This is a genomic window from Companilactobacillus jidongensis (assembly GCF_003946575.1).
Taxonomy (GTDB): Bacteria; Bacillota; Bacilli; order Lactobacillales; family Lactobacillaceae; genus Companilactobacillus; species Companilactobacillus jidongensis.
The window spans coordinates 1-21701 of record NZ_RHOP01000030.1 but is presented as its reverse complement, the minus strand read 5'-3'; the positions used below and the strand labels follow the sequence as shown (position 1 = coordinate 21701).

General features: G+C 37.2%; 21 protein-coding genes. 17 read left to right on the top strand and 4 right to left on the bottom strand.

Features of this window, described 5'->3' with window-relative positions; genetic code table 11:
- Positions 1–230: 230 nt before the first annotated feature.
- From EKM68_RS13225 to recD2, 3 genes are read left to right on the top strand one after another with little or no spacing between them, the layout of a single operon-like run.
- A complete protein-coding gene (locus tag EKM68_RS13225; RefSeq protein ID WP_125591269.1) occupies positions 231–881 on the top strand; it encodes a histidine phosphatase family protein in 651 nt (216 codons plus the stop codon).
- A gap of 8 nt (positions 882–889) precedes the next feature.
- A complete protein-coding gene (locus EKM68_RS13220) occupies positions 890–1534 on the top strand; it encodes a tetratricopeptide repeat protein (protein WP_125591268.1) in 645 nt (214 codons plus the stop codon).
- Complete coding sequence (recD2, locus tag EKM68_RS13215; protein ID WP_125591267.1) at positions 1521–3923, top strand: SF1B family DNA helicase RecD2; 2403 nt, start codon at positions 1521–1523, stop codon at positions 3921–3923. The genes EKM68_RS13220 and recD2 overlap by 14 nt, the downstream gene beginning before the upstream one ends.
- Before the next feature lie 19 nt (positions 3924–3942).
- Here the strand turns inward: recD2 and EKM68_RS13210 are convergent, their stop codons facing one another.
- The 4 genes from EKM68_RS13210 to def form a co-directional block, all read right to left on the bottom strand.
- Positions 3943–4896, bottom strand: a complete 954-nt coding sequence (locus EKM68_RS13210; protein ID WP_125591266.1) for a diacylglycerol/lipid kinase family protein — start codon at positions 4894–4896, stop codon at positions 3943–3945.
- A 102-nt stretch (positions 4897–4998) separates the two neighbouring features.
- Complete coding sequence (gene rnjA, locus EKM68_RS13205; RefSeq protein WP_125591265.1) at positions 4999–6690, bottom strand: ribonuclease J1; 1692 nt, start codon at positions 6688–6690, stop codon at positions 4999–5001.
- Positions 6691–6693: 3 nt separating this feature from the next.
- Positions 6694–6906, bottom strand: a complete 213-nt coding sequence (locus tag EKM68_RS13200; RefSeq protein WP_125591264.1) for a DNA-directed RNA polymerase subunit epsilon — start codon at positions 6904–6906, stop codon at positions 6694–6696.
- A gap of 167 nt (positions 6907–7073) precedes the next feature.
- Complete coding sequence (gene def / locus EKM68_RS13195) at positions 7074–7634, bottom strand: peptide deformylase (RefSeq protein ID WP_125591263.1); 561 nt, start codon at positions 7632–7634, stop codon at positions 7074–7076.
- Between the two features lie 175 nt (positions 7635–7809).
- On the opposite strand from def, the gene EKM68_RS13190 reads away from it, so the two are divergent.
- From EKM68_RS13190 to EKM68_RS13125, 14 genes are all read left to right on the top strand, one after another.
- Positions 7810–8613 (top strand): hypothetical protein, encoded by an 804-nt coding sequence (locus EKM68_RS13190; protein ID WP_125591262.1) that lies wholly within the window; start codon positions 7810–7812, stop codon positions 8611–8613.
- Positions 8614–8773: 160 nt separating this feature from the next.
- Positions 8774–9772 carry a D-2-hydroxyacid dehydrogenase gene (locus tag EKM68_RS13185; protein WP_125591261.1) on the top strand — a complete coding sequence of 333 codons (999 nt, stop codon included), beginning with the start codon at positions 8774–8776 and terminating at the stop codon, positions 9770–9772.
- A gap of 148 nt (positions 9773–9920) precedes the next feature.
- The gene (gene pdhA / locus EKM68_RS13180; RefSeq protein WP_125591271.1) at positions 9921–11024 is read left to right on the top strand and encodes a pyruvate dehydrogenase (acetyl-transferring) E1 component subunit alpha; all 1104 of its coding nucleotides are present in this window, start codon (positions 9921–9923) and stop codon (positions 11022–11024) included.
- A gap of 2 nt (positions 11025–11026) precedes the next feature.
- Positions 11027–12004: an alpha-ketoacid dehydrogenase subunit beta gene (locus tag EKM68_RS13175; protein ID WP_125591260.1), complete on the top strand. Its 978-nt coding sequence runs from the start codon at positions 11027–11029 to the stop codon at positions 12002–12004.
- Between the two features lie 31 nt (positions 12005–12035).
- Positions 12036–13340, top strand: coding sequence for a 2-oxo acid dehydrogenase subunit E2 (locus EKM68_RS13170; protein WP_125591259.1), 1305 nt, complete (start codon positions 12036–12038; stop codon positions 13338–13340).
- 2 nt (positions 13341–13342) lie between these two features.
- Entirely contained in the window at positions 13343–14770 is a 1428-nt protein-coding gene (lpdA, locus tag EKM68_RS13165; RefSeq protein ID WP_125591258.1) for a dihydrolipoyl dehydrogenase, read from the top strand.
- Between the two features lie 91 nt (positions 14771–14861).
- Complete coding sequence (locus tag EKM68_RS13160; protein ID WP_125591257.1) at positions 14862–15155, top strand: UPF0223 family protein; 294 nt, start codon at positions 14862–14864, stop codon at positions 15153–15155.
- On the top strand, positions 15136–15921 hold the full coding sequence (locus EKM68_RS13155; protein WP_225423020.1) for an inositol monophosphatase family protein: 786 nt from the start codon (positions 15136–15138) through the stop codon (positions 15919–15921). Before EKM68_RS13160 ends, EKM68_RS13155 begins: the two co-directional genes overlap by 20 nt.
- A gap of 71 nt (positions 15922–15992) precedes the next feature.
- Positions 15993–17843, top strand: coding sequence for a translational GTPase TypA (gene typA, locus EKM68_RS13150; protein WP_225423019.1), 1851 nt, complete (start codon positions 15993–15995; stop codon positions 17841–17843).
- A 175-nt stretch (positions 17844–18018) separates the two neighbouring features.
- On the top strand, positions 18019–19200 hold the full coding sequence (locus EKM68_RS13145; protein WP_125591255.1) for an FtsW/RodA/SpoVE family cell cycle protein: 1182 nt from the start codon (positions 18019–18021) through the stop codon (positions 19198–19200).
- Positions 19201–19204: 4 nt separating this feature from the next.
- Complete coding sequence (locus EKM68_RS13140; RefSeq protein WP_125591254.1) at positions 19205–19477, top strand: YlbG family protein; 273 nt, start codon at positions 19205–19207, stop codon at positions 19475–19477.
- 7 nt (positions 19478–19484) lie between these two features.
- Positions 19485–20036 carry a 16S rRNA (guanine(966)-N(2))-methyltransferase RsmD gene (gene rsmD / locus EKM68_RS13135; protein WP_125591253.1) on the top strand — a complete coding sequence of 184 codons (552 nt, stop codon included), beginning with the start codon at positions 19485–19487 and terminating at the stop codon, positions 20034–20036.
- A gap of 1 nt (position 20037) precedes the next feature.
- On the top strand, positions 20038–20529 hold the full coding sequence (coaD, locus tag EKM68_RS13130; RefSeq protein ID WP_125591252.1) for a pantetheine-phosphate adenylyltransferase: 492 nt from the start codon (positions 20038–20040) through the stop codon (positions 20527–20529).
- Between the two features lie 5 nt (positions 20530–20534).
- Positions 20535–21584, top strand: coding sequence for a SepM family pheromone-processing serine protease (locus tag EKM68_RS13125; RefSeq protein ID WP_125591251.1), 1050 nt, complete (start codon positions 20535–20537; stop codon positions 21582–21584).
- Positions 21585–21701 lie beyond the last annotated feature (117 nt).

The following is a 21701-nucleotide window of genomic DNA, read 5'->3' as shown; positions in this document are numbered from 1 at the left end:
AGTGATGTTTTTTTTGCATTAAAAGAGTATAAAAAAACTGGTATTGATTATTCATCAATACCAGAAAGTATAGGACCATTTATTATCACTCCAATTACTTTTGTTTTTCAAAAAACTATAGCATTAAATATTAATAATCTGTAGACAGAAGTAAAACACACACCCATAACTTGAAAATAAACCTAAAAATCTTCATAATAGTAACTAATTAACTTTGTAAGGTGAAGAATATGGATTTGTATTTTGTCAGACATGGAAAAACAGAATGGAATTTAGAAGGAAAGTATCAAGGTGGACATGGTGATTCACCATTACTGCCAGAGAGCTTACACGATATTAATAAATTGGCTGGAAGACTTCAACATGTGAGAATAGATCATGCATACACGAGTCCATTGCCAAGAGCTAAAACAACGGCTGAAACTCTACTCAAAGACATGAATCGCAATATTCCGTTGACAGTTGTTGATGGGTTACGTGAATTTGACCTTGGCATTATGGAAGGTCAAAAATTTGTTGAATTAGAAAAAGAAATGCCGGAAATAATTCACTCATTTAGATTTGAACCAAGCACATACGACTATGAGCGTATTCAAGGTGAATCTTTTGAACAAGTGGCTAAACGAACTAATGATGCGGTTCAAAGAATCGTTGATGATAGTCCTAATGATAGTTCAGCATTAATAGTTAGCCATGGGGCTGCCTTAGTAACTTGTATACAGTCACTGCTTGGTGCAAGGGTCGCAGATATTCGTAAGAATGGTGGCCTTTCTAATACAAGTTTGACACATTTACAATATTCAAATGGAGAATACAAACTTATCAAGTGGAACGAGACTAGTTATCTGGATAAGAAGCTTTCAAGTACAGATACGATTTGAGGTATTGAATGGATAATAAACAAATTGAAAAAAAGATTGGAAAATTAGTTAATGATTTGAATACAAACAATAAGCAATTGGGTAAGATACTCAAATTGTCAGCTTATTTGGTTGAAGTCGGAGATGTAGAACAGGCGGAGGAATTGTTACTTCGTTCTTTGACTAACTTTCCAGATGAAAAAGATTTACGTTATAATCTGGGGAATGTCTATTTCGTGGCTGCAAAATACGATAAGGCCAGTGATATTTTTCAGAAATTGATTCAAGATGATTATGGATTCGAAGCTTATTTCATGCAGGCAAAAACTTTGGATGAACAAGGTAATAAGCAAATGGCTATTGTATATGCACTTACAGCAACCGAAAAAAATCCAGATGATGTTGACGGAATAGAATTAATGGCAGATTTGTTATTAGCAAATGGCAACTTCTCAGAATCGAAGGATTACTATGAAAAAGCCAATGCAATCAAACCAAGTGCCAAGTACTATTTCAATATGGCATTGTGTGAGATGAATTTGAATCAGGATTATCAAAAGTATTTGAATAAATCTAAAAAATTAGATGAAAAGTATTATTTGAAAAATGAAAAGAAATTGTCAGATCTGCAAAAATATTTGACTAAGACAGGAGATAGCGATGGCAGAAAGTGAAAAGGAATATTTCATTGGCACTGTCAAAGCTATTTTTTTTGAGAATCCGGAGAATTTGTTCAAAATTTTTACGATTAAAATCAAAAAAACCAATACCGATTGGGATGGCACTGATATTGTTGTAACCGGAAGCTTTGGTGAGATTTCTGAGGAAGAAGAATATAAGTTTGAAGGCCGAATGATTGACCATCCCAAGTATGGTAAGCAATTCCAAGCTGAGACGTACCAGCATAGTCGTCCCAATGGTCGTAAGGAACTCGTTAACTTTTTTTCTGGGGAAGAATTTCCGGGAATTGGTAAGAAAAAAGCTGAGAAAATCGTTGATGAATTAGGAACTGATGCGATTGATAAAATATTACAAGATCCGAATGCACTGGATTTCTTAAAATTAGGTGAAGAAAAAACTAATTTGATCGTTGAACAAATTTCTAAGAATCATCAAACTGAGCAGGTACTTTATCAACTCAATAGTTTTGGATTCGGAAACGTTTTGGGCGCACGTATCTATCAGAAGTACGGTGTGAAAACTCTTGAAGTTCTGAATGAAGATCCATACAAGCTTGTAACCGAAGTTAAGGGAATCGGATTTAAGCGTGCTGATGAATTGGCAAAGCGTTTGGGAATACCTGAAGATGATCCACGTCGTATTAAAGGGGCTCTAGTTCAGTTTGTGACCGTTTTGATACAGAATACAGGAGATACTTATATCTTCAAAGAAGAGCTTTTAAAACGTGCGATAGGGGTCTTACAGTCTGGTAATCAAAATGGAACTGAGTTAGGTGAGAAAATTGCCAACTGTTTACGTGATCTAGTCAATGACGGAGTTCTTATAGTTGAAGATGATCGTGTTTACGACAAAAATTATTTTGATGCTGAGTGGTCGATCTCTCAATCATTGAAGATGATTACTGATACTTTCAAGGGTGTTTCTTGGAAGGATAAAGAATTCAAAAAAGAATTGAATCACGTCGAGAAGATGTTCAAGGTCAAATATGATCCATCGCAAGAAGAAGCCATTAAGCAATCATTGACGCATTCATTATTTCTTCTCACTGGTGGACCAGGAACTGGTAAAACAACGATTATAAATGGAATTGTTGCAGCATATGCAAAGTTGAACGATGCAACGTTGGATCCAGCATCCGAAGATTATGCGATAGCTTTAGCAGCTCCAACTGGTCGTGCGGCCAAACATATGGGAGAATCAACCGGTCTTCCAGCCATGACGATTCACCGGTTGTTAGGATTAACAGGTACGGAGGATGATGAGTTTGCTGAACCAACTTTGGATTGCAAATTATTGATCATTGATGAGATGTCGATGGTAGATACGAAGTTGTTCAGAACTTTGATTACAGCTGTGCAACCCGGAACTCAAGTTGTTCTAGTTGGCGATAAGGATCAGCTTCCGTCTGTTGGACCTGGTCAAATTTTTTCAGATCTTATCAGCAGTCAAGTATTTTCAACGACTATATTGAAGGATATTCATCGACAAGATGAAAATTCGACGATTATTCAATTGGCACATGATGTAAATGAAGGAATTGTCAATGATGATGTTTTTCAGAATAAATCGGACCGTAGTTACATTCGCAGTAATAGTCGCAATGTTCCGGAAGTCCTATCACAAATCATTAGCAAATCAAGCGAGCGTGGCTTTGATATTGCTGACGTACAAGTCTTAGCACCGATGTATCGTGGAATTGCTGGAATAGATAATTTGAATCAGACCATTCAAGATGTTGTGAATCCGATGACTCCTAAGCGAAAAGAAGTGGCAATGGGAAATGTTCATTATCGGATCAAAGACAAAGTGGTTTATCTTGTCAATACGCCTGAAGACAATGTTTTCAACGGTGAAATTGGTAAAATTATTGGTATTTTGTTAGCAAAGGAAAATACAGATCACGTTGATAAATTGATCATCGATTTCGATGGTAATGAAGTTACATTAGATCGAAAAGATTGGACAAATATTGCTTTAGCTTATTGCACATCAATTCACAAGGCACAAGGTTCAGAATTTGAAATGGTGATTTTACCATTGGTCAATGAGGAATCACGCATGTTACGTCGTAATTTGTTATACACTGCTATAACTCGTTCTCGTAAGTTGTTGATCATGGTAGGTGATAGATCAGCTTTTGAACGTTCGATTACCGATCAATCATCAGAACGAAATACTACTTTGAAGGAACGTATTTTTGAAACTTTCAAAGTTAAATCCGAAGAAAAAGAAGCTGAAATAACAGATGCCACTGAAGTAGTGGATGAAAAGTCCAAAGATTATATTTTAACTTTAGATATGGTCATGAATAGTTCAATTGATCCTATGATTGGAATGGAAAATGTTACACCGTTTGATTTTATGGAAAAAAAAGAAGCTTAGTAGGCGAATAATTCGCTTACTAAGCTTCTTTTAGTGGAATCCAAAATTTGCATTGGTCAACTGTAAATTCCATATCAAAATTATGTTGGCCTAGTTCTTCGCCGTCCATTTGACCATGTTCAGGCGCATAACTAGTTAAGTGATATGTTGCCGCCTGTGTATGCCAGACGTTTTTATCTTTCAAGTGAGAGCCATTGGTAAATAACTCCGTGAATAATTTAATAAAGGTTAAACCTGAGATCTTATGAACGATCACTAAGTCTAATTTCTGATCGAAAGGTGTCGCAAGTGGATCGATGGCTACGCCACCACCAAAGTAGGGATGATTAGTAGCTGAAACAATGTAAGCATCGTCAAAGTGTTTTGTTTGTTCGTTGACTGTGACATCTAATGGGAATGAATTTTGGTTTTTGATAACTGTTACTAAGCTGGAGACATAAGCCAATGTACCTAATTTCATTTCATTGAGTAAATCTTTTCGTTTTGAATGGTTGGTCTCATAAACGGTAAAAGCATCCAGACCAATACCAATGTTATTAACAAAATATCTTGTGCTGTCTTGTGATTTAGCTTTTCCAATATCAATTAATGATGGTTCATTCATGGCCAATATTTCTTGAATCAACACTATGGGATTCTGCTTGCGAATCTTGATTCCACGACTGAAATCATTCCCAGAACCACCGGGAATATAACCTAATGGCGTATCGGGGTGATTGGACTGTTTAACACCATTCAATGATTGGTTAAGCGTTCCATCACCGCCAAGAACAATGATTCTTGAAAATTGCTCTAAGTTATTCGCCAAGTACTTAGCTATTCGTATGCCATCACCATTACTACGAGTTGTATGGACTTGATAATTGAAATCGATACTGTCCAGATAGTCTTGGACTTTTTCCCAAGTTCGCATTGATTGACCATTACCGGCACGTTCATTTAAAATTATTTCTAATTTTTTAACTTTCGACATGAAATATTTCCCCTCAAAAAAACAACTATGTTTCCATTAAATCACAAAATATTAAATTGAGGCAATAAAAAAAGCAGATTCGAAAATCTGCTTTTTGAAAATCTAAATTGAAGTTGAAATCAACATTGGCAAGATAACAGGATTTCTAGCTGTACGTTTGTACAAGAATTCTTGTAATCCTTCAATGATGAGACGCTTTAAGGCGGCTTCAGTAACTTTGTTTTCTTCGTCATCAAATGCGTTCTTAATGAGGTGGAAGACACGCTTTTGAGCTTGATTGATCAATTCTCCAGATTCACGCATGTATACGAAACCACGTGAAAGGATATCAGGACCAGCTAACACAATGTGCTTTTGATAATCGATAGTTGCAACAACAACAACCATTCCTTCTTCTGAAAGCACTTGACGGTCGTGAATAACGACATTACCAATGTCACCAACACCTTTACCATCAACATAAACATCTCCGGCAGGGAAGTGACCAGCCACTCTGGCTGAATCGCTTGTAAGTGCTAAGACATCACCATTTTCAAGTAAAAATGAATGATCCATTGGAACATCACACAATTCGGCTAACTCAGTATGTATCTTTAACATTCTGTATTCACCGTGAATTGGCATGAAGAACTTAGGCTTCATCAATCTCAGCATTAGTTCTTGTTCCGTTTGGCCACCGTGACCAGAAGCGTGGATGTTATTTACTTTACCATGAATAACTTCAGCACCAGCTTCAGAAAGTTGGTTGATCAAGTGGTTAACACTGATTGTGTTACCAGGAATTGGATTACTTGAGAAGATGACTGTGTCACCAGGTTGAATGGTGATTTGGCGGTGGGTACCGTTAGCAATTCTACTCAATGCAGCTAATGGTTCACCCTGTGATCCAGTACATAGGATCAATGTTTCGTTGGCAGGAGTACGATTAAGTTCGTGTGGGTCGATTATCATTTCATCAGGAATATTTAAATAACCTAATTCACGACCATTAGCGATTGCTTGTTCCATACTTCGTCCGAAGACCGCAATTTTTCTACCTTGTTGCATAGCTGCATCAACAGCTTGGGAAACACGATAGATATTTGAAGCAAAGGTAGCAAAGATAATTCTTCCTTGAATTGTTTCAAATATTTGATGAATTGTTAGACCAACTGAACGTTCGGACTTAGAAAATGTTGGTATTTCAGCGTTTGTACTATCTGATAGTAAACAAAGAACGCCTTCTTGTCCTAGTTGAGCCATACGTTGTAGATTTGGAGCAGGTAAGCCAGCAACAGGTGTTAAGTCAAACTTGAAATCACCAGTTTCAACAATGATACCTTGTGGTGTATGTACAGCAACACCAAGTGTATCAGGAATTGAGTGGGTAGTTCTAAAGAATGAAACGCTCAACTTAGGAAACTTAACAACAGTATCTTCATTAATAACGTTCATCTTAGTAGACTTAAGTAAACCGTGTTCTTCCAACTTACCATTGATCAATGCACAAGCTAATGGACCGGCATAAACAGGAATATTTGGAAGTTGTTGCAATAGATAAGGAATACCACCGATGTGATCTTCGTGACCATGGGTGATGAAGAGACCCTTAATCTTATCTTGGTTCTCAACTAGGTAGCTGTAATCAGAAATTACGTAGTCGATACCTAGAAGTTCGTCTTCTGGAAACTTGATTCCGGCATCAATAACAACAAGTTCATCTTGGTATTGAACACCGTACATATTTTTACCGATTTCGCCAAGGCCCCCGATGGCAAAAACGGAAACTTCATTATTTTTAACTTTTACGGTCATTAACTAAAACTCCGTAAGTTTGTAATCTGGACTTTTTTGTTCATATTCAAGATGCTCTTCATCAAGTTCTTGAATAAATTCAATATGATAGTCCGTATTATTTTCGACAGCTTGACGTACTTCAATACTTGAGTTGGCGTCAACATAAACTGATTTTGTAGATTCACGACGGGGGTTATCTAGTTCACTTTCTTGGTACAAAACTTTATAAATCAATTATAATTTCTCCTTTAATAGAACCGCACAGTGGCGGTATTTTTACTTTTAAATCAACGAAACAAGTCAGTTTCGTCTCAGCATTTTCCAGTCCATTTGGTTGAAATATCAACAGTTAGCATAATTTTAACATATATACAGGTCTAAGTATATTGATATGAGTGTAATTATGAGAGTACAACAGTGCTTGGATCGATGTCAAATGGAGCAGTTTTATTGATCTTGTCATAGTATAAGTGACCGTTTAAGTGGTCAATTTCATGTTGACAAACGATTGCAGGATAATCTCTAACACGCAATGTTTGGTGATTACCATCAAAATCATCATATTCAATGGTAATACGATCGGCACGAGGAACAAATCCTGGCACGTCCTTATCAACTGATAGACAACCTTCACCTTCAGATAAAGCAGCGTTTTGAACTGAGTTTCTAACAATAACAGGATTGATCAAAGTGATTTTTAGAAGTGGTTTGTCAGGTTCTTCTTCATTTGGTACTAAGACAGAAGCCATCATTTTTGAAACACCAACTTGTGGTGCGGCCAAACCAACACCGGCACGTAACTGATGTTTTTCGGCAAATTTTTCGTCTTGACTATTGATCAAGTATTCCATCATGTCGTTAGCAAGTTGCTTATCCTCATCACTCAGTGGGAATGCTACCTTTTGAGATACTTTTCTTAAAACAGGATCGCCATCACGGACGATATCTTTCATTAAATACATAGTTTCCTCCAAAATATATTGATGAATTTAGTAAATCAAATAGTACGAGTACTTACATTATAAATTAATTTCCAGAAAATTTTGAGTAAATCGTAGAAAAACTTTTTTATCGGCATCCTTTTACTGTATTTGGAATATAATAAAACAAAATAATACTGTTTGGGGGAGAATGGTCATGTCGAAACAAAGATATGTTCTGATTGGAGAACTAATATTTTTCTTTCTATTATTAATGGTTACGAATGTCAGGGTACAAGCATCAGTTATGGATGGTCCTAATGTTGGTCAATATATCTATGAGCAACATGAAGTTTTGACTCAAGAACAGTATTCCAAAATTAATGATATTAATGATCAGTTGCAATCAGGAAAAAAGTATCAGAGATTGTATGTAGTTGTTTTGGATAAAAACCCAGATGTTTCGGATGATTCAAGCTATATGACTAGATATACTGGAGCGATTCAATCAGACGAATATGCGGCTGGTATTTTAAAGAGTTGGGAAGAAAAATCTGCGAAGCAATCGGGTAATGATGATCAGGCAATTGATGATGCATATAAAGACAATATGCTGATATTGTATTATGACCAAGGTAAGATAGGTTTTGTTCCGTCCGTGAATGCGGGCATGTATATGACTGATTACAAACTTTGGAAAATAACATTTGGTCAAATGGGTGGTATAAAATCTAATGCAATAAATAGGCAAGCTGATAGTTTGATCAATATATCTAACAAACTAGTTAGGCCAATTTTGTACAGTGTAAATGTAAAAGATGCTAACAGTTCCCAATGGCGGGATGTAAATGGTGAATTTATTGCAGGTATAATAATTTTTGCGGCGATTATTTTTGTCTTATTACTATTATTTTATCTTGGGTTAAATCCAGCTGGAGCGGATTATGTGCCCGATTCATATGATAATGGATTTTTTGATGGAAATAATTTTTCAAATTATCAAAATAATGACAAAAATTGATATTTTTTAAAAATATTTTCGATTAAAGAACAAGGGCAAATTGCTGTCCTTGTTCTTTTTTTCACATTCAAATAGTTAGGCTAAACTCTTAATTACATGCTAAAATTTAATATGTATGTTAGCGCTATCAGAAAAATCAATTCATTTAGGAGGATTCGTTATGAAACTTATTGATTATGGTGTTAGGGATGACGAAAGAAAGTACATTGAAGAGTGGTCAAAGGAGAACAATATTGAAGTAAAGATTGTTCAAGAACTATTGACCCCAGAAACGGTGGAACTAGCTAAGGATTTTGATGGAATTGTTGCTTATCAACAATTGCCATATGATCCAATAATCTTTGACAAGATGAATGAATATGGGATTCATGTAATTTCTCTAAGAAATGTAGGTGTAGACAACGTTCCTTTTGATGCACTACGTAAGAATGACATCAAATTGACAAATGTTCCAAGCTATTCACCAGAAGCCATCGCAGAGTATTCAGTTACCGGTCTGATGGCATTACTGAGAAACTTGAAGCATATGATCCGCAAAGTTGATGAGCATGATTTTGAATGGGCACCTGATATTGGACGTGAGTTGAATCAGTTAACAGTTGGTGTTGCTGGTACTGGTAGAATCGGTCGCGCAGCAATTAAGATATATGAAGGATTTGGCGCAAAAGTCATTGCTTTCGACAAATATCGTAATGATGAATTGGATAAACGTGGCATGTATGTGGATACGCTAGATGAGTTACTGAAACAGTCAGATGTAGTTACACTTCACCTTCCTAGTTTGGGCAAAGGTAATACGGTAATCAATGCTAAGACAATTGCTGAAATGAAGGATGATGCTATTGTTGTAAACACTGGTCGTGGCGATTTGATCAACACTCAAGACTTATATGACGCAGTTGGAAACGGCAAGTTATACGGAGCAGTAATGGATGTATATGAAAATGAAGTAGGTATCTTTAATACTGATCTTTCAGACCAAGAGTTAGAAGATAAATTGCTTGAAAAGTTGATTAAGAGCCCAAGAATCATTCTTACACCGCATATTGCCTTTTACACTACAAAGGCTGTAAAGAATATGGCAACTATTTCTTTGAATTCAATGGTGGACGAGTTAAAGACTGGTACATCCAGTAATGAAATCAATATAGAAAAATAGTTAAAATTTTCACAAACTTTTCTGAAAATTTTTTTTGTGAAAACGGCTTTAGTCTCTTGTTTTTTAGCACATCAATGTTAAACTAAATTTATATGAAAGCCCTTACAGATTCACAAAGGGTTAGTTTCTTATGAAAGGACTGTGGAGAATGGCAAACGAACCAATTGTTGATTTTGAAGCAATTAAAAATGATTTAACAAATGTACCAAAGCCAATTCAAATTTTGAATGAAAACGCTGAAGTTATAGATCAAGATGCATTCAATTCATTTTCTGATGATGACTTAGTAGAATTTATGAAAAAAATGGTCTGGGAACGTGCATTGCATAATCAGACAATGAACTTCTCACGTCAAGGACGTATGGGATTTTATGCACCTACTGAAGGTGAAGAAGCATCCGAGATGGGTACCGTATTGGCAATGAAGGATCAGGATTATTTGTTGCCAGCATACCGTGATGTTCCACAATTAATTCAACATGGGGCCACTGTTACTGAGGCATATCTATGGTCAAGAGGACATGTAATAGGCAATAAGTTCAAGGCTCGTTCATTGATGCCACAAATTATTATTGGTGCTGCATACAACGAAGCTGCCGGTGTTGCTATGGGTATTAAGAAGAACAACGAAGAAGACGCAATCGCATTTACATATACAGGTGATGGTGGTACTTCTCAAGGTGATAGTTATGAAGGTATGAACTTCGCTGGAGCATTCCAAGTTCCTGCACTATTCATCGTTCAAAATAACGGATTTGCTATTTCAACACCACGTAGAAAGCAAACTGCTGCTCCAACATTGGCTCAAAAGGCTGTTGCTGCAGGTATCCCTTCTGTTCAAGTTGATGGTATGGATATTCTTGCTTGTTACAAAGTTGCCAAAGCTGCTCGTGATTATATGGTAGCTGGAAATGGTCCAGTAATGATTGAAACACTTACATATCGTTATGGTGCTCACTCAAGTGCTGGTGATGATCCTAAACGTTACAGAACAAAGGAAGAAACACAACCTTGGTTCGACAAAGATCCACTTATTCGTTTGAGAAAGATTCTTGAAGATAAGGGTCTCTGGTCAGAAGAACAAGAAGATAAATTAGTTGATGAATACAAAGCATCATTTAAGGAAGCTATTAAAGAGGCTGACGCAGTACCTGCTGATAAAGTTTCAGATATGTTGAAACGTACCTTTGAGATTCCAACTCCAGAAATGAAAAAAGAAATTGATAAATTTGAAGCAAAGGAGTCGAAGTAAAGATGGCAAAGAAAACCTATATTCAAGCAATTACTGATGCTCTAGATATTGTCTTGGAAGACGATCCAAAGACATTGATCTTCGGTGAAGATGTTGGTAAAAATGGTGGTGTATTCAGAACCACACAAGGCCTTCAAGAAAAATACGGTGAGGACCGTGTCTTCGATACTCCTTTAGCTGAATCAGGTATTTTAGGATTAGCAACTGGCTTAGGTTTAACTGGTTGGCGTCCAATCCCTGAAATTCAATTTATGGGATTCTCATTTGAAGCAGTTGATCAAATCGTTGGACAGGAAGCAAGAATGCGTTTCCGTTTTGACGGACAAAAGACATCTCCTGTAACAATCCGTACACCTTATGGTGGTGGTACTCATACTGCTGAAATGCATGCTGATAACTTGGAAAGTTACTTTACAGGTACTCCAGGACTTCGTGTAGTTATGCCAAGTAACCCATACGATGCTAAGGGACTATTGATTTCATCAGTTGAAAATAATGACCCAGTCTTATTTATGGAGAACTTAAAGCTATATCGTTCAATGAAAGACGATATTCCTGATGGCAAGTACACAGTTCCATTGGACAAAGCAAACGTTGTTCGCGAAGGTAATGATATTACTATCGTGGCATATGGTGCCGAAGTTAATGAAGCTAAAAAAGTTGCCGACAAACTTGCTGATAAGAACATCTCAGTAGAAGTTATTGATTTAAGAACAGTTTCACCAATTGATACGGAAACAATTTTCAAATCAATTGAAAAAACTCACAAAGTTGTAATCGTTCAAGAAGCACAAAAGATTGCGGGTGTCGGAGCACAAGTTGCTTCAGCAATCGCTGAAGGTGCCGTACTTTCGCTTGATGCACCAGTTGGTAGAGTGGCTGCTCCAAACAGTGTTTACCCATTTGCACAAAGTGAAGATTATTGGATTCCAGGCGCAGATGAGATCGAAGAAAAAGTAAACGAAGTTCTTAATTATTAAGGTTTTAAGATAGAAAGGAAGGAAACCAGCCATGGCTTACAAATTTAAACTACCAGAATTAGGCGAAGGGATGGCCGAAGGTGAAATCGCTAGCTGGCTTGTCAAAGAGGGCGACACAGTTAAAGAAGATGACTCACTTGTCGAAATCCAAAATGACAAATCAGTTGAAGAATTACCTTCACCCGTATCAGGTACAGTAAAGAAAATCGTTGCTCAAGAAGGCGACACAGTAGAAATCGGAGCTACATTGATCATTATTGACGATGGTTCTCCAGACACTGGGGACGATGATGAAGCCCCAGCTGCAGATACAAAGGAAGAGGCTCCAGCAGCAATACCTGCAGCAGAAGCTAAACCTGAGGCAGCACCAGCAGCTCCAGTTGCAGATGCAACTGGTTCCGCAAATAAGGATTATTTGGCAATGCCATCGGTTCGTCAATACGCTAGAGATCAAAGCGTTGATCTATCATTGGTAACTCCAAGTGGTAAGCATGGTCAAATCAGCAAGGCTGATGTTGATTCATACAAAGCTGGAGCTCCAGCCGCAAGTGCACAACCTGCAGCTGCCGCAGCACCAGCAGCCGCAAAGGCAGCCGGTCCAGCAGTTAAACCATACAAGTCTGATGAACCAGAACTTGAAACACGTGAAAAGATGAGTATGACTAGAAAAGCTATTGCTAAAGCAATGCGTAGTAGTAAAGACATCGCTCCACACGTTACAAGTTTTGATGACGTTGAAGTTTCAGTATTGATGGCTAACCGTAAGAAGTACAAGACAATTGCTGCTGATAAGGGTATCAAACTAACATTCTTGCCTTATATCGTTAAAGCTTTGGTTGCTGTAATGAAAGAATATCCAGAATTCAATGCATCAATTGACAATACAACTGATGAAATTGTCTACAAGCACTATTACAATGTGGGTATTGCTACAAACACAGAACATGGTTTGTATGTACCAAACATTAAGAATGCTGATTCTAAGGGAATGTTCGAAATTGCCAAGGAAATCACAGAAAATACCCAAGCTGCATATGACAATAAGCTTAATGGTAAGTCTATGTCAGGCGGTTCAATCACTATTAGTAACGTTGGATCAATCGGTGGCGGCTGGTTTACTCCAGTTATCAACCAACCCGAAGTTGCTATTCTAGGTGTTGGTAAGATTGCTAGTGAACCATACGTTGATGATGATGGCAACATTGCCGTAGGTAAAATGTTGAAGCTTTCATTAACATACGATCACAGATTGATCGATGGTGCTTTAGCACAAAACGCATTGAATCTATTGAAGAAATTGTTGCATGAACCAGACATGTTACTAATGGAGGGCTAGTTATGGCTGAGAATGTTATTGAAAAAGATACTGTTATCATTGGTTCAGGCCCTGGCGGTTACGTTGCCGCTATTAGAGCATCAGAATTAGGACAATCAGTTACAGTTATTGAAAAATCAGATACAGTTGGTGGTGTATGTCTAAATGTTGGATGTGTTCCTTCAAAGGCACTTATCACAGCTGGACACAGACTACAACAAGCTAAAGACTCATCTACTTATGGTATTACTACAAGTGACGCAGTTATTGACTTCACAAAGACACAAGCTTGGAAAGACGAAAAAGTTGTTGCTCGTATGACAAGTGGTGTTGAAATGTTGCTAAAGAAGCATCACGTTGAATTGATCAACGGTGAAGCATATTTGGACAACGATTCACAACTACGTGTTATGCCAAGTGGCCCACGTCAATTCATGGATAACGGTGGCGGTCAAACTATCAAGTTTAAGAACTTGATTTTGGCTACTGGTAGTCGTCCTATCGAAATCCGTGGATTCAAGTTTGGTGACCGTGTTATTGATTCTACAGGTGGCTTGAACCTTCCTGAAGTACCTAAAGAATTTGTAATTATCGGTGGTGGTTATGTAGGTACAGAACTAGCCGGCGCATATGCTGACTTGGGTGCACACGTTACTATCCTTGAAGGATCACCACAAATCATTCCTAACTTCGAAAAAGACATGGTTTCAATTGTTAAGAAGAACCTTGAAAAGAAGGGCGTAACAATTATTACTAAAGCCATGGCTAAGAACAGTGAAGAAACTGACAATGGTGTTAAGGTTACATACGAAATTGATGGAGCACCAACAACTATCGAAGCAGATTACTGCATGGTAACTGTTGGACGCCGTCCAAATACTGATAACTTCGGTCTAGAAATGACAAGTGTCAAGACTACAGATCGTGGCTTGGTTGAGGTAGACAAACAAGGCCGTACTTCAGTTGACAATATCTGGGCAATTGGTGATATCGTAGCTGGACCTGCATTGGCTCACAAGGCTTTCTTTGAAGCTAAGACAGTTGCTGGAGCTATCTCTGGTAATAATACAGAGAACGACTATATTGGCGTTCCTGCAGTCTGCTTTACAGACCCAGAATTAGCTACAGTTGGTATTACTCAAACAGAAGCTAAAGACAAGGGCATTGATGTTAATGTTGCTAAGTTCCCATTTGCTGGTAACGCCCGTGCTGTAAGTTTGGATGCTGCTGAAGGATTCGTTAAGTTGATTGCTGACAAAGAGACAGGTACATTACTAGGTGGACAAATCGTTGGACCTGGTGCAAGTGACTTGATCTCTGAGTTGAGTGTTGCCGTAAATTGCCAACTAAATGCTGAAGACATCGCATTGACAATTCACCCACACCCAACATTAGGTGAACCAATTCAAGAAGCCGCAGATATTTTGATCGGTTATCCTACACATATTTAATGTTAATAATACTTAAGCGATGCAATTGCATCGCTTTTTTTGATATAGTGGAGGTATTGAAAAGATTTATTGGTGAAGGGGAAAAATACTAATGCAAGAAAATTACAGCTATCCATTGAATAGTGACTGGAATCAGGATGAAATCGTCAAAGTTATCGCATTGTATAATGCGGTCGAGACGGCTTATGAGCATGGAATCAAGCAAGAGGATTTCTTACAGAAGTATCGAGCCTTTCAGCAAGTAGTACCCATGAAAATGGAACAAAAGCAATTAGATAAAGATTTTGAATTTGAATCAGGATATTCGATCTACCAAGTGTTTAAACAGAGTCAAAAAACTAAGAATAATGGGAAAGTCAGGATTTATGATGGAAATAACAACTAAAGGAATAGATGAATTTGTTGTTAATGTATTAAGTGAAGTTGGACGCAGTCTGATTATTGATACAACCAAGAATAAATTAGTTGATACTAAAAAAAATCGCAATGATTTGGTAACCAATTTTGATAAGTCTACTGAACAATTTGTTGTTTCGATGATAAAAGAAGCATATCCAGAAGCGACCATTGTTAGTGAGGAAGGTTTTGGCGACGACGTTCAATCGATGGATGGTTTAGTCTTTTTCGTTGATCCAATCGACGGGACAATGAATTTTGTTAAGCGTGGGGATGATTTTGCATCTATGATCGGTGTTTATTTGGATGGGGAACCATTTATTGGTGGAATCATTGATGTTATGCGTAAAAAAATTTTTCATGGTGGACCAAATTATGGAATTTTTTGTGATAACGAAAAAATAAATTTACCAGAGAATAAAGCATTAATTGATGGATTAATTGATATAAGTGCACCAATGGCACTTAATAATTATCTTAATACTCAAGAGGTTGTTAAGAATAGTAGTGGCCTTAGAGTGTACGGTAGTGCGGGAATTATATTTGAACATTTATTATTAGGTAAAGAAGTAATGTACATGTCATATTTGGCTCCGTGGGATTTAGCAGCTGGGCGAGTATTGTGTGAAGGTGCAGGTTTGAGGGTCGCAAGTGTTGACGATACCCCTGTAAATATGCTAAAATCACAAGTCGTAATAGCTGGCACCCAGAACGTTGTTTCTGAAGTGCTTAAGACGGTTAAAAATTGTGACTGAACTGTGAATTACAATCACAGTTTTTTTATTGCAAGTGATTATTATTGTCGTTTATGGAAGGAAGAAATACTTTGACTGAAAAAAGAAGAGAAGATATTAGAAATATTGCCATTATTGCCCACGTTGACCACGGTAAGACTACCTTAGTTAATGAAATGCTAAAGCAATCAGATACATTAGATGAACATTACCAAATCCAAGATCGTGCTATGGATACTAATGCAATCGAAAAGGAACGTGGTATCACAATCCTTTCAAAGAATACTGCTGTTGATTATGACGGTAAGAAGATCAATATTTTGGATACACCAGGACACGCTGACTTCGGTGGTGAAGTTGAACGTATCATGAAGATGGTTGATGGTGTTCTACTTGTTGTTGATGCATATGAAGGAACAATGCCACAAACACGTTTTGTTTTGAAGAAGGCCTTGGAACAACACCTTACACCAATCGTTGTTATCAACAAGATTGATAGACCAGGTGCTCGTCCTGAAGAAGTTGTTGACGAAGTTCTTGAATTGTTCATCGAATTAGGTGCCGACGATTCACAATTAGACTTCCCAGTTATCTATGCTTCAGCTATCAACGGAACATCAAGTTACGATTCAGATCCTGCTAAGCAAGAACACACTATGGATCCATTGTTCGATACTATCCTTAAGACAATTCCTGCTCCTATCGATAACTCAGATGAGCCTCTACAATTCCAAGTTGCTCTATTAGACTACAACGATTATGTTGGTCGTATCGGTATTGGACGTGTATTCCGTGGAACAATCAGAATCGGCGATAACGTTACTGTTATGAAGCTTGATGGTTCAACTAAGAACTTCCGTGTTACTAAGATCTTTGGTTTCATGGGTCTAGATCGTGTTGAAGTCCAAGAAGCAAAAGCCGGAGACCTAATCGCTGTTTCTGGTATGGAAGATATCTACGTTGGTGAAACTGTATGTCCAGTTGATCACGAAGAAGCTCTACCATTGCTACGTATCGATGAACCTACACTACAAATGATGTTCCTACAAAATAACTCACCTTTCGCTGGTCGTGAAGGTACAGAAGTTACTGCTAGAAAGATCAATGAACGTTTAAGAAGACAACTACATACTGATGTTTCACTAAAAGTTGAAGATACTGATCAAGCTGGTGCTTGGATGGTTTCAGGACGTGGTGAACTTCACTTGTCAATCCTTGTTGAAGAAATGAGACGTGAAGGCTTCGAATTACAACTATCTCGTCCAGAAGTTATCTACAAGAATGTTAATGGCGTAAACAGTGAACCATATGAGGAAGTTACAATCGATACACCTGATCAATACGTTGGTTCAGTTATTGACTCAATGTCACAAAGAAAAGGTGATATGAAGAACATGGAAAGTACTGGAAATGGTCAAACTCGTTTGATCTTCTCAGCACCTTCACGTGGTTTGATCGGTTACTCAACAGAGTTCCTATCAATGACTGGTGGTTATGGTATCATGAACCACACATTCGAAGAATACAAGCCAGTAGTTAAGAACTGGGAACCAGGTAGAAGAACTGGTGCTTTGGTTTCAATTAACCAAGGTCCATCAACTACTTATAGTTTGCAATCAGTAGAAGACCGTGGACAATTGTTCATCGGTGCTGGTGTTGAAGTATACGAGGGTATGGTTGTTGGTGAAAGTAACCGTGATCAAGATATCGCTGTTACTGTTACAAAGGGTAAGAACCTTACAAATACTCGTGCTTCTGGTAAAGATCACGCTGCTGCAATCAAGACTCCTAAGGAAATGTCACTAGAACAATCAATCGAATTCTTAAACGATGACGAACTTTGTGAAGTAACACCTAAGAGCGTTAGATTACGTAAGAAAATTCTAAGCACAAATGAACGTAAGAAGTATGATAAGCAAAGAAAGATGTCTAAGAAGGCTTAGAGCGTGTTAAAGCGCGTTTTGGATAAAGTATATCTGAGACCTCTAATTTATAAATAGCAAATTAAAAGGCTGCCAAATCCAATCGGATCGGGCAGCTTTTTTAGTACCATTCGTTTTTCACATCTGTAATTTCATCAGTGGTATAATCTTAGTATTAGATTTTAGGAGTAAGAATGTGAAAAAATTAAGGAAAATAGATTTATGGATTTTGATTCCATATATTCTCCTTCTAGGTATTGGCGTTGTTATGGTATACTCTGCCAGCTTTTATAATGCTATGTCGACAGGTGGGAGTTCAAATCAATATTTAATTAAGCAGGCTATATTTGCAGGTTTTGGATTGTTCTTTTGCTTTCTTTTTTTCATGCTAAAAGAACGAGTCCTAAAGAATCAGGGTGTGCTTGGATTGATCATGGCCATTCTGGTGGTTTTACCACTAGTAGGTTTAGTCGTGGTTGGAAAACTTCACCCAAGCAGTAAGGTCAATGGTGCTTCGGCCTGGATCCCGATAGGACCATTTAATTATCAGCCGCTGGAAATGGCTAAGATAGCCTTAATTTTGTATTTAGCGCTAGTCTTGACGAACAAGGAAGCCAAGCTATTAGATAAACAATCATTTAAGACAGTTTGGAAAGAAATACAGGTTCCAATTTTGACCGTAATTGTTGTGATTTTACTTGTTTTGCTTCAACCTGACTTTGGTGGTGCAGCAATATTGAGTTTGATTACTTTGGTGTTAGTTTCTTCGTCTTCAATACCAGGGAGATTTATCGCAACATTGAATACGTCGTTAATCATACTTGTTTCAGCTGTAGTAACCTTTATTATAAAAGTTCAACCGGCATCGATTGCTAAAACGTATCAGTTTCAGCGTTTTATGGCAATGATGCATCCATTCAAATTGGAGCAGACGGCTGGTAATCAGTTGGTTAATTCATTCTATGCTATAAGTAATGGTGGATTGTTTGGAGTTGGATTAGGTAACAGTATCCAGAAACGTGGTTATTTACCTGAACCACATACTGATTTTATTTTGGCAATAATTAGTGAAGAATTAGGACTTATGGGTGACTTAGTAGTTTTAGGATTATTGGCATTGATTGTTATGAGAATAATCTTGTTGGGAATTAGAACTAAAAATACTTATCACTCACTAGTATATTATGGTGTTGCCGTGATGCTCATGGCTCAGACAGTATTAAACGTTGGTGGTTTGTTAGGATTGATACCCTTGACTGGTGTTACTTTGCCATTTATTAGTTATGGTGGATCAAGTTTACTGATATTGTCAGCGGCAATGGGGATTGTAATGAACTTAGAAGCAACTGAATTATTTAATAAAGAAGAACAAAGGTGATTTTATGTATAAAAAAGTGGAACGTCAGGCAATGTATGTCTGGGTCTACTCAATGAAGTGGAAAAAGAAACTTCAGCATTTTGGCACAGTTCATTATGTTTCTCCAAAAATGAAATATATTTTGATTTACGTTAATGCTAGTCGTGCAGCTGAAGTAAAAAAAGAATTGATTTCAAAAAACTATGTTAAACGAGTTACAATGGCTCATCGTAAAGAATTAGATGAACATTTTGTCCTTAAAAGTGATGCAGATAAAAGAGATAATTCAGAGGAGTAATTGTTAGATGAAAGTAGTATCTGGAAAATTCGGTGGTTTGAATCTCAAACCCGTTCCCGGAAATAACACAAGACCAACTTCAGCTAAGGTTAAAGAGGCTGTTTTTAGTATGATTTCGACATATATGAATTATGGCAATGCCTTAGATCTTTTTGCCGGTACAGGTAGTCTCGGTATTGAAGCTGTGTCTAGAGGCTATGAGAAAGGTTATTTGGTTGATAAGGCTTATAAAGCAATCAATACTATCAAGGAAAATGTTGAAAAGACTCATAGTGAGGAACAGTTTGTTATAACTAAGTCTGCTGCAACGGAAGCACTGAAAAAATTTGCTGAAGATAGCGTTCAGTTTGATTTAGTATTTTTGGATCCACCATATCGTATGAAGATAACCGAGCAAATAATCAAAGATATGGTTGAAAATAATTTATTGAGTGAAGATGCTATCATCGTTGATGAAACTGATTATAATGTTGATTTGAGCGATTTTGATAAGGTCAGCTTGATTAAAGAAAAGAATTACAAAGATACAAAAGTCGCTTTGTACAGATTTGGAGGCTAATATGACAGAAAGAGTGGGAATTTATGCTGGAAGTTTCGATCCAGTCACAAACGGCCATTTAGACATCATTCGCCGTTCATCCAAATTGTTTGATAAGTTGATCGTTGCAACAATGACTAATACTTCAAAGAACTATATGTTTAGCTATGAAGAAAAAAAACAGTTCATTGAAGATGAAATACAAGATCTTACTAATGTTGAGGTCATTGACGGTAATGGCCAATTGACAACTAAATTAGCAAACGAGTATCATGCTAATTTTTTGGTTAGATCTATGCGTAGTGGTGATGACTTTTTTTATGAAGCCGGGATTGCTGCGGTTAATAAAACTTTGGATGATGATATTGAGACTATCTTTTTATTAGCTGACTCAAAGTATGCTAATATATCATCATCAATGATAAAAGAAGTTGCAAAATTTAATGGAAATATTTCCAATTTAGTGCCAAAAGCAGTAGCAACTGAATTGACAAAACGATTGCGGAAGGATTAAGTCAATTGAAATTTAATAAAACCAGAAACAAGATAATTGGTGGTATTTTTATTTTTGTCATGGTAGTTGCTTTTTTCGTAATGCCAACCGGGTATTACTTAGAAGTCCCTGGTAGTGCAGAATCCACTTCACAATTTGTGAAAGTAGATGGAAAACATGATAAGAAAAAGGGCGACTTCTTACTGACAACAGTTGGGATTGTTCCCGGATCTTTATTTACAATGCTGAAGTCAATGGGAAATGATTTTGAGACTATTTACTCAAAAGAAGATTTGATGGGCGATGAAAATAGTCAACAGTACTTTCAAGTTCAAAAGTATTATATGAAATCGGCTCAGAACAGTGCCATTCAAGCGGCGTATTCAGCTGCTGGTAAACCATTTACTAAGAAGTATTTGGGTGTTTATGTCATGGATGTTATGGATAATTCTAAGTTCAAAGGCAAACTTGATGTTGGGGACACTATTACTTCTATTAACGGTTATAAATTTAAGAATGCCGATCAATTTATCAAATATGTAAAAAAGCAGAAGAAGTCCTCAACAATTAAAATTAATTTTTTGAGGGATGGCAAACAAAAATCTACAAGTGCTGGACTAGTAAAATTAAAGCAAACTAAACGCTATGGACTAGGAATTACTTTAACTGACAATACAGAGGCGAAGGGTAATCCCCCTACTAAGATTAACGCTGGAGATATCGGTGGTCCGTCCGCTGGATTAATGTTTACATTGCAAGTCTATTCACAGATTACTAATAAGGATTTGAAGAATGGTCGTACAATTGCTGGTACGGGTACGATTGCACCAGATGGAACCGTTGGGCCAATTGGCGGAATTGAGAAAAAGGTCTATGCAGCCTCATCAGAAGGAGCTACAGTATTCTTTGCGCCAGATGATCCAGTAACTAAGTTGATTAAGAAGTATGACCCAACCTACGTTAATAACTATAATTTGGCTAAACGAGCAGCTAAGAAGATTCATACAAAAATGAAGGTAGTTCCCGTTAAGAACCTTGATGATGCATTGAAATATCTAGAAAAAACTTCAAAATAAATTATTTATTGACTCAGATTAAAAATCTGAGCCTTTTTTTGGTTCTTTGTCAAATAGTATTGATGAATGATTTTGAGCCTTGGGCATCCTCGTTGAGGATGCCTATTTTTATGCACA

What these genes read in the sequence shown, in the direction of transcription:
- EKM68_RS13210 (WP_125591266.1), bottom strand. Translation starts at nt 4,896, where the DNA reads ATGTCGAAAGTTAAAAAATTAGAAATAATTTTAAATGAACGTGCCGGT.
- EKM68_RS13155 (WP_225423020.1), top strand. Translation starts at nt 15,136, where the DNA reads ATGATGGAAATAACAACTAAAGGAATAGATGAATTTGTTGTTAATGTA.
- EKM68_RS13220 (WP_125591268.1), top strand. Translation starts at nt 890, where the DNA reads ATGGATAATAAACAAATTGAAAAAAAGATTGGAAAATTAGTTAATGAT.
- EKM68_RS13170 (WP_125591259.1), top strand. Translation starts at nt 12,036, where the DNA reads ATGGCTTACAAATTTAAACTACCAGAATTAGGCGAAGGGATGGCCGAA.
- lpdA (WP_125591258.1), top strand. Translation starts at nt 13,343, where the DNA reads ATGGCTGAGAATGTTATTGAAAAAGATACTGTTATCATTGGTTCAGGC.
- def (WP_125591263.1), bottom strand. Translation starts at nt 7,634, where the DNA reads ATGTATTTAATGAAAGATATCGTCCGTGATGGCGATCCTGTTTTAAGA.
- coaD (WP_125591252.1), top strand. Translation starts at nt 20,038, where the DNA reads ATGACAGAAAGAGTGGGAATTTATGCTGGAAGTTTCGATCCAGTCACA.
- EKM68_RS13140 (WP_125591254.1), top strand. Translation starts at nt 19,205, where the DNA reads ATGTATAAAAAAGTGGAACGTCAGGCAATGTATGTCTGGGTCTACTCA.
- recD2 (WP_125591267.1), top strand. Translation starts at nt 1,521, where the DNA reads ATGGCAGAAAGTGAAAAGGAATATTTCATTGGCACTGTCAAAGCTATT.
- EKM68_RS13190 (WP_125591262.1), top strand. Translation starts at nt 7,810, where the DNA reads ATGTCGAAACAAAGATATGTTCTGATTGGAGAACTAATATTTTTCTTT.
- EKM68_RS13225 (WP_125591269.1), top strand. Translation starts at nt 231, where the DNA reads ATGGATTTGTATTTTGTCAGACATGGAAAAACAGAATGGAATTTAGAA.
- EKM68_RS13185 (WP_125591261.1), top strand. Translation starts at nt 8,774, where the DNA reads ATGAAACTTATTGATTATGGTGTTAGGGATGACGAAAGAAAGTACATT.
- rsmD (WP_125591253.1), top strand. Translation starts at nt 19,485, where the DNA reads ATGAAAGTAGTATCTGGAAAATTCGGTGGTTTGAATCTCAAACCCGTT.
- pdhA (WP_125591271.1), top strand. Translation starts at nt 9,921, where the DNA reads ATGGCAAACGAACCAATTGTTGATTTTGAAGCAATTAAAAATGATTTA.
- rnjA (WP_125591265.1), bottom strand. Translation starts at nt 6,690, where the DNA reads ATGACCGTAAAAGTTAAAAATAATGAAGTTTCCGTTTTTGCCATCGGG.
- EKM68_RS13160 (WP_125591257.1), top strand. Translation starts at nt 14,862, where the DNA reads ATGCAAGAAAATTACAGCTATCCATTGAATAGTGACTGGAATCAGGAT.
- EKM68_RS13175 (WP_125591260.1), top strand. Translation starts at nt 11,027, where the DNA reads ATGGCAAAGAAAACCTATATTCAAGCAATTACTGATGCTCTAGATATT.